This window comes from Marinobacter sp. MDS2 (genome assembly GCF_030718085.1).
Taxonomy (GTDB): domain Bacteria; phylum Pseudomonadota; class Gammaproteobacteria; order Pseudomonadales; family Oleiphilaceae; genus Marinobacter.
On record NZ_JAVAJF010000008.1, the window covers coordinates 2,700 to 4,650 of the forward strand.

Annotated in this window: 2 rRNA genes (1 of these 2 running past the window's edge); both read left to right on the forward strand. The window is 54.2% G+C overall.

Going from position 1 to position 1,951, the window contains the following annotated elements:
* Nucleotides 1-1,734, forward strand: a 23S ribosomal RNA gene (locus Q9245_RS15910); it begins 1,257 nt to the left of the window's first position.
* An 83-nt stretch (nt 1,735-1,817) separates the two neighbouring features.
* A 5S ribosomal RNA gene (gene rrf, locus Q9245_RS15915) occupies nt 1,818-1,933 on the forward strand.
* Nucleotides 1,934-1,951: the final 18 nt, after the last annotated feature.

The window sequence follows — 1,951 nt, forward strand, 5'->3', positions numbered from 1 at the left end:
TACGTTGTATGCGGGGTAGGGGAGCGTTCTGTAAGCCTGCGAAGGTGAGTTGAGAAGCTTGCTGGAGGTATCAGAAGTGCGAATGCTGACATGAGTAACGACAATGGGAGTGAAAAACTCCCACGCCGGAAGACCAAGGGTTCCTGCGCAACGCTAATCGGCGCAGGGTGAGTCGGCCCCTAAGGCGAGACCGAAAGGTGTAGTCGATGGGAAACGGGTTAATATTCCCGTACCTTGGATAGCTGCGATGGAGAGACGGAGAAGGCTAGGTGAGCCGGGCGACGGTTGCCCCGGTTTAAGCATGTAGGGAGTGGACTTAGGCAAATCCGGGTCCACAATCCCGAGACGCGACGACGAGTGCCCAAGGGCGCGAAGTCATTGATGCCCTGCTTCCAGGAAAATCTTCTAAGCTTCAGGCTATTCGGGACCGTACCCCAAACCGACACAGGTGGTCAGGTAGAGAATACCAAGGCGCTTGAGAGAACTCGGGTAAAGGAACTAGGCAAAATGGTGCCGTAACTTCGGGAGAAGGCACGCCGGTGTGTACGTGATACCCCTGCGGGTGGAGCGGAAGCCGGTCGAAGATACCAGGCCCCTGCGACTGTTTATTAAAAACACAGCACTGTGCAAACACGAAAGTGGACGTATACGGTGTGACGCCTGCCCGGTGCCGGAAGGTTAATTGATGGGGTTAGCATTCGTGCGAAGCTCTTGATCGAAGCCCCGGTAAACGGCGGCCGTAACTATAACGGTCCTAAGGTAGCGAAATTCCTTGTCGGGTAAGTTCCGACCTGCACGAATGGCGTAACGATGGGGGCGCTGTCTCTACCCGAGACTCAGTGAAATTGAAATCGCCGTGAAGATGCGGTGTATCCGCGGCTAGACGGAAAGACCCCGTGAACCTTTACTATAGCTTCACAGTGAACTTTGAATATGCTTGTGTAGGATAGCTGGGAGGCTTTGAAACCAGGACGCCAGTTCTGGTGGAGCCAACCTTGAAATACCAGCCTGGCATGTTTGAGGTTCTAACTCTGGCCCCTTATCGGGGTTGAGGACACTGTGTGGTGGGTAGTTTGACTGGGGCGGTCTCCTCCCAAAGCGTAACGGAGGAGCACAAAGGTGGGCTAAGTACGGTCGGACATCGTACGGTTAGTGTAATGGCACAAGCCCGCTTGACTGCGAGACAGACACGTCGAGCAGGTACGAAAGTAGGTCATAGTGATCCGGTGGTTCTGTATGGAAGGGCCATCGCTCAACGGATAAAAGGTACTCCGGGGATAACAGGCTGATACCGCCCAAGAGTTCACATCGACGGCGGTGTTTGGCACCTCGATGTCGGCTCATCACATCCTGGGGCTGAAGCCGGTCCCAAGGGTATGGCTGTTCGCCATTTAAAGTGGTACGCGAGCTGGGTTTAGAACGTCGTGAGACAGTTCGGTCCCTATCTGCCGTGGACGTTGGAGATTTGAGGAAAGCTGCTCCTAGTACGAGAGGACCGGAGTGGACGAACCGCTGGTGTTCCAGTTGTTTCGCCAGAAGCACTGCTGGGTAGCTATGTTCGGATAGGATAACCGCTGAAAGCATCTAAGCGGGAAGCCCCTTCCAAGATGAGATCTCCCTGAGGCCTTGAGCCTCCTGAAGAGCCGTTCAAGACCAGGACGTTGATAGGCTGGGTGTGTAAGCGCTGCGAGGCGTTGAGCTAACCAGTACTAATTGCTCGTGCGGCTTGACTATATAACACCCAAGACAATTGCGGATAACGCACCAAAGAAATCGTATCACGTTCCATCTCGTCCCCCAGTGATCAAACCGTTTTGTCTGACGACCATAGCGGCTTGGAACCACCTGATCCCATCCCGAACTCAGAAGTGAAACAAGCCTGCGCCGATGGTAGTGTGGCACTTGCCCATGTGAGAGTAGGTCATCGTCAGACTCTTAATACCAAAACCCC